The sequence below is a fragment of the Rhodococcus jostii RHA1 genome (assembly GCF_000014565.1).
Lineage (GTDB): Bacteria > Actinomycetota > Actinomycetes > Mycobacteriales > Mycobacteriaceae > Rhodococcus_F > Rhodococcus_F jostii_A.
On the sequence record NC_008268.1, the window covers coordinates 4,059,636 to 4,073,824 of the forward strand.

Genomic DNA, 14,189 nt, shown 5'->3' on the forward strand with positions numbered 1-14,189 from the left:
GTCAGTGTCCTTCGGTGGTGTAGGAGTGGGTCAGGGTTCGGCCGTCGGGCAGGGTGAGTTCGAGGTCCCACCGGTGACCGGGGGTGAACTTGCCGTCGAGCAGCGGCAGGGTGCCTGCGAAGCAGAGCAGGTCCTCGCCGGTGTCGCCGATCCGGTCGGCGAAGATCTGCAGAAGGGTTTGCGGTGTACGGAGATTGGCCAGGGTTCCGTCCTGATACAGGACCCCGTCGACCCACGAGCGGGCCCGGCACGCGTCCCAGTCGAACGACGACCAGTCCGCGATCTCGACGACGGCCGGGCCTACCGGCTTCGGGCACGCCCGCTTCGAGTCACCGATGTCGACGGTCTCGAGTTGGCGGTCGGTGTGATCGGAGCCGACACCGAGGTAGTACCGCCCGCGGTGCCGCAGGATCACCGGCTCGACCTCGCCGGAGGTGTGCGCGCCGGTGACGGGGGCCTGCGACGCGGTCGTGATCGTCGCGATCTCGACGGGGTAGAACATCGGCACCTGTGCCGGCGGTGCGACTCCGATGGCGGCGAGCTCGTCGATGTGATGTTGCACCGCTGCTTCGTCGCGGCCGGTGTACCCGGCGACCAGGGTTCGGCCGTCGCCGAATTGCAGGATCTCGGAGGAATCGAGGGTTTCGAAGGTGAGCACCTCCGTGGTGGCGCCGGTCATGAAAGGACCCTTCTGCGGTTGAGGAAGCTGTAGTCGTCGAGCCGGTCCCTCAGGACGGGGAACTCGGCGCGGGTGCGGTCGACCACGGCGGGGTCGATCTCGGCGATGGTGATGCCCTCGGACGAATCCGCCTCGGCGATCACCGTCCCCCACGGGTCGACGATCCGGCTGTGCCCGCCGAGTTCGACGGAGTTGTGGGTGCCGGTGGCGTTGCACGCGATCACGAAGACCTGGTTGTCGACGGCGCGGGCCGAGGTCAGCAGCCGCCAGTGCTCCTTGCGGGCCTTCGGCCACGCGGCGGGCACGATGACGAGTTGCGCTCCGGCGGCGACCAATTCGGTCCACAATCCGGGGAACCGCAGGTCGTAGCAGGTGGTGGCGGCGATCGGGCCGAAGGGCGTGTCGGTGGTGTGGATCTGCGTCCCCGGCTGCAGGAGCTGCGCTTCGAGGGAGTCGTATCCGAACACGTGAACTTTGCTGTAGTGGTGGTGGATCTGTCCGTCCGGGCCGATCAGGACCGCCGTGTTGCGCAGTCTGCCCTCTTCACCCTGTTCGACGATGCTGCCGGCGTGGATGTAGCACTGCCGTTCGACGGCGACGGCTGCCAGAACCTGAACGGTACCGCCGCCGAGGGTTTCCGCAGCTGTCGAGTAGTCGTCGAAGTGGTTGTATCCGACGCGCCACAGCTCGGGCAGAACGATCAGGTCGACGCGCTCGGCGAGCCCGGTCAGGAGGTTGCGTACGCGCTCGAGTCGATGCGCGGGGGTCTCGGAATCGGGGCTCGCCAGTTGAGCCAGGGCTATCTTCATGGGTTTCCTTCGTGCCGTTAGATGTTCGGCCGTTTCATTGACCGCAGGGTGGTGTCGAGGTGTTCCCGCACCGCCTGTACCGCGGCCTGCGGATCACCTGCCGCGATCGCGTCGGCGATGGCGCGGTGCTCGACGAGAACCTGCTTCTTGCGGGTTTCATCGGCCATGACGATGCGGATACCCATCCGCATCTGACGGTCCCGCAGTGAGCTGTAGAAGTTGTTCATCAGTGGGTTGCCGGCCGCACGGATGATGGCCGTGTGGAATTCGAGGTCGTGCGCGATGAAGTCGACCGGGTCGGTGTCGTTCTCCTGGAGGTCCAGGAGAATCCGGAGCCGATCCGGTACCAGGCCCGGCTGGGGCGCCACTTCGGTGACCGACCATTCCTCGACCACCCGGCGGGCCTGCATGATGGCTTCGACGTCGCTGTCGGACAACGCCGGAATGAAGGCGCCCTTGTGGGGCACGCGCCGGATGAAGCCTTCGGCCTCGAGGCGTAACAGCGCCTCGCGCACCGGGGTTCGGGAAATTCCGGAGGACGCGGCGACCTGCGCCTCGGACAGAAACATCTCCTCGTCGCGGGGCAGGGTGATGATGGTGTTCTTCAGCCACTCGTAGGCCAGCTCCGGTGCCGTTGCCCCGGAGGTCTTCGATGTCGTCATGGCTTGCCCCTTCGAGGAGAGTCAGTGGTGGACGGACGCCGGCGTTTCCAGTGTCCGGGAGATCGCCTCGTCGCCCACGGCCGCGAGATCCACGGACTGCGTTTCCCGCGCGAGAAGTGAGGCGATCAGGGAGATGACTCCCATAGCTACGAGATAGGCACCGATGGCGTATCCGGTGCCGAACCGGGTGTAGAGCGCGATCGCGATGATCGGGGCCAGCGAGCCGGCAAGGACGGACGCGAGGTTGTAGGCCAGCGACACCCCGGAGTACCGGACCTCGGTGGGAAACAGTTCGGAGAAGAACGCGCCGATCACGGCGCTGTAGGCCGCGAAGATCAGCAGTCCCACCGCCACCGCGAGGGTGATCGCCGCCGGATTCTTCGTGTCCAGCAGAGCGAAGAACACGAACGCCCACACGATGGTGGCCGCGGACGCGCCGATGTAGATCGGTCGCCGGCCGATCCGGTCGGCGAGCACGGCGAACATCGGGATCGTCACCAGGGCGACGACCATGCCGATCATGACGGCGTTCAATCCGGTGCTGCGCTCGAGTTCGAGGATCTGGGTGATGTAGGTGATGACGAACAGCGAGAAGATGTAGAAGCCGGCGTTCTCGCCGAAGCGGGTGAAGGCCGCGAGGAGGATCTGGCGCCAGTGTCCCCGGACGGCCGCGGCGAGCGGCATGCCCTTCTTCTCGGCGGTCGCGGTGTCCCGGGACTGCTCGAAAAGCGGGGTCTCCGCGACGTACAGCCGCAGCACCAGACCGATGACCACCAGCAGTGCAGACAGCCCGAAGGCGATCCGCCATCCCCAGGACAGGAACGCGTCTTCCGACAGCGTGGAGCCGAGGACAGCCAGCACCCCGGCCGCCAGCAGGTTGCCCAGCGGCGGACCGAGATTGGGCCAGGCGGACCAGAACGCCCGCCTCTTCGAATCGCCGTGTTCGGAGACCAGCAGGACTGCGCCACCCCATTCGCCACCGAGGGCGAAGCCCTGCACCAGCCGCAGAAGCACGAGGATCAACGGTGCGGCGACGCCGATGGACGCGTACGTGGGCAGGAAGGCGATGAGGAAGGTCGACACGCCCATCAGCATCAGGCTGGCGATCAGGGTGGCCCGCCTGCCTTTGACGTCCCCGTAGTGCCCGAGTACCGCGGCGCCGAGGGGGCGCGCCACGAAGCCGACGGCGTAGGTGGCGAACGCGAGCATGGTGCCCACCAGGGGATCTTCGGTGGGGAAGAACAGCTTGTTGAACACCAGCGCCGCCGCTGTTCCGTACAGGAAGAAGTCGTACCACTCGACTGCGGTACCGGCGAGGCTCGAACCTGCAATGACGGGCAGACTGGTGTGGGGTCTGCGATTGATAGATTTGTTGTTGGCGGTTGCCATAGTCGACTCCTAGGTCGAATCGTCGCTACGTGACGAACTGCACGTCCTTGCGCCTACCTCCAAGTAGGCGACTCGAACGGTCGCGCAGATGGTGCTGCCTGGGCTCGGTGGCTGCTCCAACAGCTGCCGAGCCCGCTTTTTCTTGCCTTCATCCGACTGTGAAGCCGATCACGAAAAGGCTGTGCACCAGTTGTATACGACCGGTCTACGATTCGCAAGAGGGGCAGCTGAACTCCGGGTTTCCGCCCCGCGACCGGGCAACTCTTGACGCAGGCCCGGGCGCGGCCTAGCTTAATCGAATCATATTCGATTATTTGAAGGAGGTGCCGTGGACGCCGAACTGCTCGTCGTCGGAGGCACGGTGCGCACCGGTCATCCCGACAGTCCTGTCACCGACGCGCTCGCCGTGGCCGGCGGGCGCGTGGTCGCGCTGGGGGAGCGGGCTCGTGCCATGCAGTCGAGCCGCACCAAGTTGATCGACCTGCGTGGGGGCGCGTTGTTGCCGTCGTTCGGCGACGGGCACGTCCACCCGCTGATGGGCGGGCTCGGTCTGCGCGGCGCCTCGATCCGCGACTGCGGCAGCGTCGACGAGGTCCTGCGCGAGGTGCGCCGGTGGGCGGACGAGAATCCCGGAGCCGGTTGCGTATTCGGCGACGGGGTTTCTCCGACGCTCGCCGAGAGCGGGCGCTTCGAGGCCCGGTGGCTCGACAGTGTGGTGCCGGACCGGCCGGTGGTCCTGCGCACGATGGACCATCACACCGCGTGGGTCAACAGTGCGGCGCTGCGGTGTGCCGGACTGACCCGGGACACCCCGGATCCGGCAGGCGGAGAGATCGTGCGGACCGCCGACGGTGAGCTGCTCGGCACCCTGCGTGAATGGGGAGCGATCAATCCTGTTCTCGCGCTGGTGCCGGAGGTGACCCTCGACGATCGGGTCGATGCGCTGGCGACGGTGTCGAAGATGCTGGCCGCCGCGGGCATCACGTGGGTGCAGGACGCGTGGACCGAACTCGACGACGTCGAGGTCTGGTTGACCGCCGCGGACGGCGGGAGGCTGTCGACCCGTGCCAACCTCGCGTTTCGTGCCACCCCGGAGACCTGGGAGGCCGACTTGGAGGCGTTCGTCCTGGCGCGGCGGAAGGTCGAGGAACGGGGCGGCGACGCGATCAGGGCGGGAACGGTCAAGTTCTTCGCCGACGGGGTGATCGAGGCCGGTACGGCAGCGCTTCTCGCGCCCTACACGGACTGTCCGCACTCCCACGGCATCAGCAACTGGACGACGGACGAACTGTCTCGGGCTGCGGCCGAAGTGGACCGGCTCGGGTTCCAGATCCACATCCATGCCATCGGCGACGCCGGGGTGCGCATGGCGCTCGATGCGATCGAGCACGTCGACCGCAGCAACGGTCCGCGTGATCGGCGCGCCACGATCGCGCATCTGCAGTTGGTCGACGGTGACGACCTCGACCGGTTCACGTCCCTCGGGGCGGTCGCCAACTTCCAGCCGCTGTGGGCCCAGCTCGACGCCCTGATGACGGAATTGACGATTCCGCGGATCGGGGCCGAACGAAGCGCGCAGCAGTATCGCATCGGAACCCTCACCGAGCGAGGTGCACGGGTGGCCTTCGGCAGTGACTGGCCCATCACCGCCTACGAGCCGATCAAGGGAATTGCCACCGCGATTCACCGCCAGACCCCGTCCGGCGTACCGACCGAAGGATGGTTGCCGCGCGAACGCGTCGGCCTCGAACGGGCCCTCGCCGCATACTCGGCCGGCGTCGCCTATCAGGGATTCGAGGAGAACCTGTGGGGCTGCCTCCGGCCGGGAATGCGGGCCGACATGATTCAGCTGCCGGTCGACCCCTACGACCTGTCGTCCACGCAGGCGCTCAGTGAGCTTGCCGTGACCCGAACCTGGTTGGGCGGCACGCAGGTTCACTGAGGTTCGGCGCTACCGCTGCACCGCGCCGCATTCCTGCAGGAGGTGGTGAAAGCCCGCCAGCAGGGCCGCCAGGCCGAGTTCGAACGCCTGCTCGGCCCTCTCCGGGCCGCGGGGTGCGGCGGCAAGCGCCCGCGTCAGGGCGTCGTCGGTCGTCGTCGAATCCGCTTCGATCATGACCTCCGGCGCGGCCGCGTCCAGGGCGGCCCCGAGGAGAAAATTCTCCGCGGCGGTGATGACGGCCATGATGTGGTCGTCCGGGAAGCCGGCGCCGCGCAGTCCGGCCGCCGCCGAGTGGTACACCGAGAGCGAGCCGGGATCGCGCACCGTCTCGGTGGCCAGGAGGCGGATGGCGGTGGGGTGCCTGCTGAACGCTGCCCGATACGACCGGGCCCATTCGGAGAAGGCCTCATCCCAGGGCAGGCGCTCGAAGGCCGATCCGTCGATTTCCCGGACGACGCGGTGGCGAACCAGTTCGACGACGGCCGCGCGGCCTTTGGCATGGTGATAGATCGACGACACCTGCACGTTCAGGTGCCGGGCGAGGTCCGGCATTCTGAAGTCGCCGTCACGATCGACCAGTTCGAGCGCCGCCTCCGCGATGCGTTCGCGGTCCAGGCGTGCGACGCGAGGTCTGCCCATCGGTGCACCCACCTCTCCAATCGAAATTCATTCGATTATGCCCTTGTGGCGCCGGTCACAACGCTCTAGTCTAATCGAAACACATTCGATTAGAACCTCGTCGCGTATCCGCGCCCCCGGTTTCCCCGCCGCCGCGCCCTTGCCCTGACTGGAGAAGTCCCTCATGAAGAAATCCGCACCCGGACCCGCCTCCGGCACGCAGCTGGAAGGCGGCGCCCTCGGCACCTCCGGCATCGTGTTCTTCGTCGTGGCGGCCGCCGCGCCGTTGCTGGTGATGGCGGGGGTGGCTCCCCTGGCCCTGAACGTCGCGGGAATCGGGGCGCCCGGCGGGTACATCCTGGCCGGACTCGCGCTGGGCGTGTTCGCGATCGGCTTCACCGCGATGAGCAAGTACATCCACAACGCGGGAGCGTTCTACTCGTACATCTCGATCGGACTCGGCCCCCGCTGGGGCCTCGCGGCCGCGGTCCTCGCCCTCGTCTCCTACAACGCCCTCGAGATCGGGATCTTCGGCGCCCTCGGGTATTTCACCCAGTCCACCATGGCGGATCTGGTCGGACTGAATCTTCCGTGGGGACTGTGGTCGCTGATCGGCGTCGGGCTCGTCTGGTTCCTGGGGTCGCGGTCGGTCCATGTCGGCGCACGGTTCCTGATCCTGCTGCTCTCCGCTGAGACGGGGATCCTCGTCCTGCTCGCGGCCGCCGTCCTTCTCCGGGGCGGCGCCGAGGGGCTCGGCGCCGAGTCGTTCGCTCCCGCCCACGTCTTCAGCCCCGGCCTGGGTGGGGTGCTGACCCTGGCGTTCGCCGCGTTCATCGGGTTCGAAGCGACCGCCCTGTATCGGGAGGAAGCGAAAGATCCCTCCCGGACGATCCCCCGGGCGACCTACCTGGCGGTCGCATTCCTCGGCCTCTTCTACGCCTTCATGGTGTGGATCATCATCCAGGCCTACGGCCCGGATCAGGCGCTCGCGCTCGCAGCCTCCGATCCCGCCGCCATGTACTTCGACGCCATCGAGAACTACGTCGGCGGCTGGGCGAGCACGCTCATGGAACTGCTGATCATCACGAGCATCCTCGCCAGCCTGCTCGCTTTCCACAACGCGATCACCCGCTACGCCTTCGCGCTGTCGCGCGAGCACGTACTGCCCCGGGTCCTCGGCAGACTGCACCCGGTCTACAAGTCGCCGTACGTGGCGAGCGCCGTGCAAAGTCTGCTTGCGATGGTCGTGATCGTCGGATTCGCGCTCGCCGGCGCCGACCCCTACCTTCAGCTCCTGCTCTGGGTGAATTCGCCCGGCGTCGTCGGCATCGTCGTACTCCAGGCCATGGCAGCCGCAGCCGTACTCGCATTCTTCTGGCGGGATCGCCGCGGGCATTCGGTGTGGAGGGTGCGGGTAGCGCCGGCAGCAGCCCTCGCCATGTTGAGCTACGCGACGTGGTTGATCGTGGCCAAGATGGACTTGCTCACGGCCGCGGGACCCGCCGTGAACACCGTCCTCGTCGCCGTCACACCGGTAAGCCTGGCGATCGGGCTGGTGCTCGGTGCGCGGCTCGCGCGACGCGATCCCGATCTCTTTGCCCAGCTGGGCACCACCGACGTGGACGCCGAACTGTCGGTTCCGCCCGACGAAGTGAGCAACAGTCCGATCCAGCCCCGCAAGGCCACCTAGCCGTGCCTGCGCAGAAATCGGATCAGTTCGAGGTGGACGTCCGGCGTTACCGTCGGTGGCGCGATCGACGACGAGAAGCCGAACGACACCGCGCCCGGCAGCCGAGACCGGGCAAAGAGATCGACGACATCCTCGACTTCGCCCGGGCCTGGGCACCATTCGGCGGCCCCCCGGAGGAGGAGACCCTCGTCAACTTCGGGATGTGCCAAACTCGATTCACGGAACGGCTCTGGCAAGTCATCGGCCAATTCGGCTGCGGGCGAGCCGACGAGACCGAACTGAAAAGGGTCTATCCGCAGCACGAATAGCGACGGTGCGGGTCCACGGGATCGTGATCGATAATGGTCGCATGCGGTCGCGGAGGAAGATCTTGGACGCCACGCTCGACTTGATCGCGAGTGACGGCTTCGAGGGGGTCACCATCGCGGCGGCGGCGCAGGGTGCGGGCGTCACGCGACAGACCGTGTACTCCAACTTCGGGTCGCGCGAAGAGCTGGTGTCGCAGGCGATCGCCGGTCTCGCCGTCGAGGTGCTGGGCGGGATCCACTCGCGATCGAACGCCACCGACACCACGTGCGGGTACGTCGTCGAACTCATCGTCGCGGGCCGGGCCGCCGTGCGCGCGCATCCGGTGTTGGCTACCCTGCTCCAGGCGGAACGGGGAAACCCTGTCTTCGACACGGGCATGATGTCCCGCGCGAAACCCGTAGCGCGCGAACTGCTCGCGCCCCTCGTCGAGCGCGATCCCGGCGTGGAGTCGAGCCTGGACGACATCGTGGAGATCGCACTTCGGCTGGCGCTGTCGGTCGTCCTCTTCGACGACGACGCCGTTCACACCGACGACGACCTTCGCCGGTTTCTCACCCGCTGGCTGGCGCCGGCGATGCCGTCCAGCTCGTAACTGCAGTCACAGTTACTTCTTGACACATCTCGCTCAGAGTGTCTAGTTTGAGCTCGCCTAAGAGAAATGCTCCACGCTGATCTTTCGACATCTCGCCGAGTCCGTCTGTGATCTGGGGGAAATCTGTGTCTGCACTCAATCGCCGCTCCTTTCTGGCCGGGGCCGCTGCCGCGGGGGTCGCGTTGGCGAGTCCGCGCATCGCGCAGGCCGGGACCGGAGGCCGCCGGACTACCGTGCCGCTCACCCGCGAAGATCACCGAGTCATCGTCGTCGGGTCGGGGTTCGGCGGCGGCGTCGCGGCGCTCCGGCTCGCGGAGGCCGGCGTGCCTGTTCTGGTGCTCGAGCGTGGAATACGCTGGCCCACAGGGCCGGACGCGGACACCTTTCCCCGTGCGACCGCCCCGGACAAGCGCATCCTCTGGTACCGGTCCAGTCCGCAACTGTTCGGTGAGCCGGTGGCGCTGGAGCCGTACACCGGTCTGCTCGAGGCGGTGCCCGGCGACAACATGACCGCACTGTGTGCCGCCGGCGTCGGCGGTGGTTCCCTCGTCTACCAAGGGATGACGTTGCAACCGGCCGAGGCCGTCTTCAACACGCACCTGCCCGAAGCGCTCGACTGGGCCACCATGGACCGGGTTCACTACCCGCGGGTCGCGCGGATGTTGCGGCTCGCTGTCGCCCCCGACGAGTTGATCGACAGCCCGAATTACCAGGCCGCGAGGGTGTTCGCGCAGAACGTGCAGCGCGCCGGGCTCCCGGTGTCGAAGATCCCGATGCCGATCGACTGGAACTTCGCGCTCGACGAACTCCGCGGCCGGATGAAACCCTCGTACACCAACGGCGACGGCGCCCTCGGTGTCAACAACGGCGGCAAGCACTCGGTCGACGTCACCTACATTGCTGCCGCCGAAGACACCGGCCGGGTGACGGTGGAAACCCTGCACCAGGTCACCGATGTCGAGCGAGCCGCCGACGGCCGCTGGACGGTATACGTCGACCGGATCGATACGTCCGGCAACGTACTCGAGAACAAGATCCTCACCACGAATGCCCTCGTGATGGCCGCCGGAAGCGTGGGCACCACAAAGCTGCTGGTGCGTGCCGCGTCGACGGGCCGCATCCCGGATCTGCCGGACGAACTCGGAACCGGTTGGGGAACCAACGCCGACCGAATCTATGTCTGGACGAGCCTCGAAGAAGAATTCGGCGCTCCGCAGGGCGGCCCGGTCGTCTACGGCAGTTTGAACTGGGACGACCCCGCCACCGCCGTCACGGTCATCCAGGCGTCGATGCCACCACTGTCCCTCGACGCACGCAGCACCATGCTCGTCGGTTACGGCGTCAGTGAAGGCCGTGGGAGTTTCGTGTACGACTCGGCCACCGACGACGCGGTACTGCGCTGGCCGCGGGAAGGCGACACCGTCATCCAGAACGGCCGCATCGACCCGATGGTGCGGAAGATCGCCGGGCCGGGATCCATACTCACGGACACTAATTCGCTCTTCCCCTCAACCTGGCATCCGCTCGGCGGGGCATCGATTGGCTCGGTCTGCGATCTCGAGGGCCGGGTGCTCGGCCAGCGCGGACTGTATGTGCTCGACGGTGCCCTGATGCCCGGCAACACCGCGGCATGCAACCCGTCGATGACCATCGCCGCGGTCGCCGAACGCGCCCTGGACCACCTGGTCGCCCGAGACGTCGGCACGGTGATCTGACCATGCACACCACCCCTTCTCGTCTTCGCCGCTCGCACACACCGCACGCTGTCCGGGTCGCCGTCCTCACCGTCGTCAGCTGCATAGCCGCCGTGGTCGCGCTCACTGCCGGCGCTCATCCTGCACACGCCGCCCCCGGCGACGACGTCTACACTCCGCCAGCCGAATTCGCGTCGGCTCCGGGGTCGATCATCCGCACCGAACCGATGCCGTTGTTCGCCTCGGTGCCCGGAACGGACGGCACCTGGCCGGGCAGCGGGTGATGTACACGTCGCGGCTGCAGGACGGTTCCCCGACAGCGGTCACCGGGACCTTCATCGACGCCCCGCACCAACGACCTTCCGCCCACCGCACCGGGCACCACCATCCCCAACCACTTCGGCCCCGAACTCATCGACGGCTACGACACCAACGGCGCCGTGTCCTACATCGTCGACCGGTTGAACGACACCCCGATCGCCGAGGGCTGCAGAGTGAACGGACACCGGTGGGTCTTCGATCGCGAAGACGACGCGACGCCAGGGTGGTCACGGCACGAGGCCGCGACCACCCTGGCGCTCACCGAGGGTGCGTCAGAGCGACGCGTCGGCGACAGCGCGGGAGTGCTCCAACTCGTCGGGGACGGAGAGTTCCGCCGCGAGGGCGTCGGGATCGGGGGCACCGGGCCCGAAGTGGGCGTACTTTTCGATGTGCTGGTCCAGGGACAGCGGGCTCGGGGTGCCATAGGTGAAATACGACTCCCACGGCAGCTTGGCGCCTCCGACGGCCAGTCCGGTGTCGATGTCGGACATCTGCCAGGTCTTGGTCTCGGCGTCCGGGTCCAAGTGCAGGTAGCCGGCCTCGCCGAACAGCTCGATGCGGTTGCCGCCCGGTTCGAAGACGTACAGGAACTGGCTCTGCGTGATGCCGTGCTTGTCGGGGCCGGCTTCGATCTGAATGTCGTAGTCGCGGAACATCTCCACGGCGTCGATGTTGTGCTGCCCGGTGCCGTAGAAGAACGCGAGGTGGTGCAGCTTGCCGTGCCCGCCGGTCATGTCGCGCATGCAGGCGACCTCGTGACCGAGCAGGTTCGAGCTCATCCAAGCCCCGATCTCGACGTTGCCGTCGACGACCCGCTCGGTGGTCCGGAATCCGAGGTGCCGTTCGAAGGAGTCCTTCACCGCGGTCACGTCGGACGACATCAGGTTGAGGTGGTCGATGCGCTTGACGGGGATACCCTGCAGCGGCTTCTTGGACGGCCGGGTGAGGATCTTGCTCCGCAGTTCCGGGGGAGCGACGTACTTCTCGGCTTCCCACAACAGCTGCAGATTGTGCCCGTCGGGTGACTGGTACTCGAAGGTCTTGCCGTACCCGAACTGGTCTTCGCTCCACGTGCCGTCGACGTTGCCGTCTGTCAGTGACTTGGCCCGTCGCTCGAGTGCTTCGGGAGAACTCGTCCGCATCGCGGCGTGGCCCATCCCGGCCTCGGGTGCTTCGGTGATCTTCAGGCTCCACGGATACGGGTCCTCGTATCCGCGCAGGTACACCGACTGCCCTTCCCTGTGGGTCACGTACATCCCGAGGAACTTCGTGAAGAAGTCCAGCGTCTCCTGCGGTTTGGGGCTGAACAGTTCGGCACGGGCGAGGTGCGCGATGTCGAAACGAGCGTCACTCATGGCTTCTCCTGGTTTCCGACGTCCGGGCCTGCTGCACCGGTTGTGGTCGATGTCACGAGCGTGGCGGACGGGGTCCGGGGCGGTCAGCGCTTTTCGTGATAGCCGAACAGTGGTCGCGTGATGGCGCTCGCTGTCCGGCACAGCCGAATCGCCGGTCCCGGACCTGCGAATTCTTCCTAGCGTCGACCGCATCACCCCGCCTGCCCAGGGAAGGCCTAGAAGATGAGTCGATTGAAAGCCGCGATCGTCGGATCCGGGAACATCGGTACGGATCTGATGTACAAGCTGCTGCGGTCCGAGCACGTCGAACCCGTGTGCATGGTGGGCATCGACCCCGACAGCGAGGGATTGGCCCGGGCCCGCCAGGAGGGCCTCGAAGCCTCCGCCGGCGGACTCGACTGGCTGCTCGCTCAGCCGGAACTGCCGGACTTCGTCTTCGAAGCGACCTCGGCGAAGATCCACGCCGCCGCGGCGCCGCGCTACGCCGACGCCGGAATCACCGCCATCGACCTCACCCCGGCCTCGGTCGGCCCGTACGTCGTCCCCGCGGTCAACCTCGACGCGCACCTGAGCGCACCCAACGTGAACATGGTCAGCTGCGCCGGCCAGGCCACCATTCCGATCCTCTACGCCATCAACGAGGTCGCCGACGCCTCCTACGGCGAGATCGTCGCCGCCATCGCCTCCCACAGTGCCGGCCCCGGCACCCGGCAGAACCTCAGCGAATTCAGCGAGAAGACCGGCCGCGCCCTCGCCCAGGTCGCCGGCGCCGACCGCGCCAAGGCGATCTCGGTGATCAACCCGGCCGAACCGCCGATGAACATGCGCGACACCGTCTACGCCAAGGTCCGCAACCCCGACCCGGCCGCCATCGAACGCGCCGTGGTCGACATGGTCGCCAAGGTCCAGCGGTACGTCCCCGGTTACTCGCTGCGCCTGGTCGACGTCGACGGCGACCTGGTCACCGTGATGCTCGAGGTCGTCGGCGCCGGCGACTTCCTGCCTACCTACGCCGGCAACCTCGACATCATCACCGCCGCCGCCGTCCAGGTGGCCGACGTCATGGCCCAGCAGAACCTCGTCCAGGGAGCAGCACAGTGAGTAAGAAGATCACGATCGTCGACACCACCCTGCGGGACGGCATGTCGTCCGTGTCGCACCAGTTCACCCCGCAGAACGTCGCCGACATCGCGCGCGGCCTCGACAAGGCCGGCGTGCCGACCATCGAGGTCGCGCACGGCATCGGACTCGGCGCCTCCTCGATCCAGTACGGGTTCGCCGCCGCCACCGACCCCGACTACGTGCGCGCCGCGGTCGACGCCGTCGAGAACGCCGACATCGCCGCCCTCTACGTGCCCGGCATCGCGACCCTCGCCGAACTGCAGCAGGCCATCGACGCCGGCATCAAAACGGTCCGCGTCGCGGTGCACTGCACCGAGGCCGACTGCGGGCAGCAGCCGGTCGAGTGGGCCAAGGAGCACGGCCTGACGGTGATGACGTTCCTGATGATGAGCCACAAGCTCGACCCCCAACCCCTCGCCGAGCAGGCCGCCAAACTCGACTCGTACGGTGCCGACGTCGTCTACGTCGTCGACTCCGCCGGCGCCATGGTTCCCCGGCACGCCGGTGAACGGGTCGCCGCCCTGAGGCAGGCCATCACCGCCGACATCGGGTTCCACGCCCACAACAACCTCGGTGTCGGGATCGCCAACGCGCTGACCGCCGCGGAGAACGGGGCCACGTTCATCGACGGGTCCCTGCGCGGTCTCGGCGCCAGCGCCGGCAACGCGCAGACCGAGGTCCTCGCCGCCGCGTTCGAACGCGCCGGCTGGGACACCGGGGTCGACCTTTTCCCGCTCATCGACACCGCCGAACACGTCGTCGCACCGCTGATGAAGGAACCGCAGATCGTCGACGAGACCGCACTGGTCCTCGGCTACGCCGGTGTGTACTCCACGTTCTTCCACCCCACCAAGCGGGCCGCGAAGAAGTTCGGGGTGCCCGCCCGCGACATCCTCATGGAACTCGGTCGTCGCGGTGTCATCGGTGGTCAGGAAGACATGATCATCGACGTCGCCTCCGAACTCGCAGGCCGCACCTACGAGACCCCGGCCCCGGCCGGGGTCTGA

The 14,189-nt window shown here is 67.2% G+C and carries 14 protein-coding genes; 7 read left to right on the forward strand and 7 right to left on the reverse strand.

Translation table 11 applies throughout. The annotated features are described in order from the left end of the window. Position 1: 1 nt before the first annotated feature. From RHA1_RS18695 to RHA1_RS18710, 4 genes are read right to left on the reverse strand one after another with little or no spacing between them, the layout of a single operon-like run. Positions 2–679 carry a DUF2848 domain-containing protein gene (locus tag RHA1_RS18695; protein ID WP_011596401.1) on the reverse strand — a complete coding sequence of 226 codons (678 nt, stop codon included), beginning with the start codon at positions 677–679 and terminating at the stop codon, positions 2–4. Then, a complete protein-coding gene (locus RHA1_RS18700) occupies positions 676–1,488 on the reverse strand; it encodes a carbon-nitrogen family hydrolase (protein WP_007296223.1) in 813 nt (270 codons plus the stop codon). The genes RHA1_RS18695 and RHA1_RS18700 overlap by 4 nt, the downstream gene beginning before the upstream one ends. A gap of 17 nt (positions 1,489–1,505) precedes the next feature. Beyond that, positions 1,506–2,150: a GntR family transcriptional regulator gene (locus RHA1_RS18705; RefSeq protein WP_011596402.1), complete on the reverse strand. Its 645-nt coding sequence runs from the start codon at positions 2,148–2,150 to the stop codon at positions 1,506–1,508. 21 nt (positions 2,151–2,171) lie between these two features. After that, positions 2,172–3,539, reverse strand: coding sequence for an MFS transporter (locus tag RHA1_RS18710; protein ID WP_011596403.1), 1,368 nt, complete (start codon positions 3,537–3,539; stop codon positions 2,172–2,174). 328 nt (positions 3,540–3,867) lie between these two features. Here RHA1_RS18710 and RHA1_RS18715 point away from each other — a divergent pair, with 328 nt between their 5' ends. Further along, positions 3,868–5,481, forward strand: a complete 1,614-nt coding sequence (locus tag RHA1_RS18715) for an amidohydrolase (protein WP_050787327.1) — start codon at positions 3,868–3,870, stop codon at positions 5,479–5,481. Positions 5,482–5,490: 9 nt separating this feature from the next. Here RHA1_RS18715 and RHA1_RS18720 read toward each other — a convergent pair whose 3' ends face one another. Beyond that, positions 5,491–6,120, reverse strand: coding sequence for a TetR/AcrR family transcriptional regulator (locus RHA1_RS18720; RefSeq protein WP_007296219.1), 630 nt, complete (start codon positions 6,118–6,120; stop codon positions 5,491–5,493). A 163-nt stretch (positions 6,121–6,283) separates the two neighbouring features. Here RHA1_RS18720 and RHA1_RS18725 point away from each other — a divergent pair, with 163 nt between their 5' ends. Beyond that, complete coding sequence (locus tag RHA1_RS18725; protein WP_011596405.1) at positions 6,284–7,789, forward strand: APC family permease; 1,506 nt, start codon at positions 6,284–6,286, stop codon at positions 7,787–7,789. Here the strand turns inward: RHA1_RS18725 and RHA1_RS51200 are convergent. Continuing rightward, positions 7,786–8,091 (reverse strand): hypothetical protein, encoded by a 306-nt coding sequence (locus RHA1_RS51200; RefSeq protein WP_192815106.1) that lies wholly within the window; start codon positions 8,089–8,091, stop codon positions 7,786–7,788. The two genes, RHA1_RS18725 and RHA1_RS51200, sit on opposite strands and share 4 nt — an antisense overlap. 47 nt (positions 8,092–8,138) lie before the next feature. Here RHA1_RS51200 and RHA1_RS18735 point away from each other — a divergent pair, with 47 nt between their 5' ends. The 3 genes from RHA1_RS18735 to RHA1_RS18745 all read left to right on the forward strand — a co-directional run bounded on the left by RHA1_RS18735 (position 8,139) and on the right by RHA1_RS18745 (position 10,668). Then, a complete protein-coding gene (locus RHA1_RS18735) occupies positions 8,139–8,690 on the forward strand; it encodes a TetR/AcrR family transcriptional regulator (RefSeq protein WP_039950637.1) in 552 nt (183 codons plus the stop codon). Positions 8,691–8,815: 125 nt separating this feature from the next. Beyond that, entirely contained in the window at positions 8,816–10,405 is a 1,590-nt protein-coding gene (locus RHA1_RS18740) for a GMC oxidoreductase (RefSeq protein WP_011596408.1), read from the forward strand. A gap of 2 nt (positions 10,406–10,407) precedes the next feature. Next, on the forward strand, positions 10,408–10,668 hold the full coding sequence (locus tag RHA1_RS18745) for a hypothetical protein (protein ID WP_011596409.1): 261 nt from the start codon (positions 10,408–10,410) through the stop codon (positions 10,666–10,668). Positions 10,669–10,977: 309 nt separating this feature from the next. On the opposite strand, the gene RHA1_RS18750 is transcribed toward RHA1_RS18745, so the two are convergent. Next, entirely contained in the window at positions 10,978–12,060 is a 1,083-nt protein-coding gene (locus RHA1_RS18750) for a VOC family protein (protein WP_009476949.1), read from the reverse strand. Between the two features lie 222 nt (positions 12,061–12,282). Here RHA1_RS18750 and RHA1_RS18755 point away from each other — a divergent pair, with 222 nt between their 5' ends. Both RHA1_RS18755 and dmpG read left to right on the forward strand, forming a co-directional pair. Next, on the forward strand, positions 12,283–13,161 hold the full coding sequence (locus tag RHA1_RS18755) for an acetaldehyde dehydrogenase (acetylating) (RefSeq protein WP_011596410.1): 879 nt from the start codon (positions 12,283–12,285) through the stop codon (positions 13,159–13,161). Beyond that, positions 13,158–14,189 (forward strand): 4-hydroxy-2-oxovalerate aldolase, encoded by a 1,032-nt coding sequence (gene dmpG / locus RHA1_RS18760; protein WP_011596411.1) that lies wholly within the window; start codon positions 13,158–13,160, stop codon positions 14,187–14,189. Before RHA1_RS18755 ends, dmpG begins: the two co-directional genes overlap by 4 nt.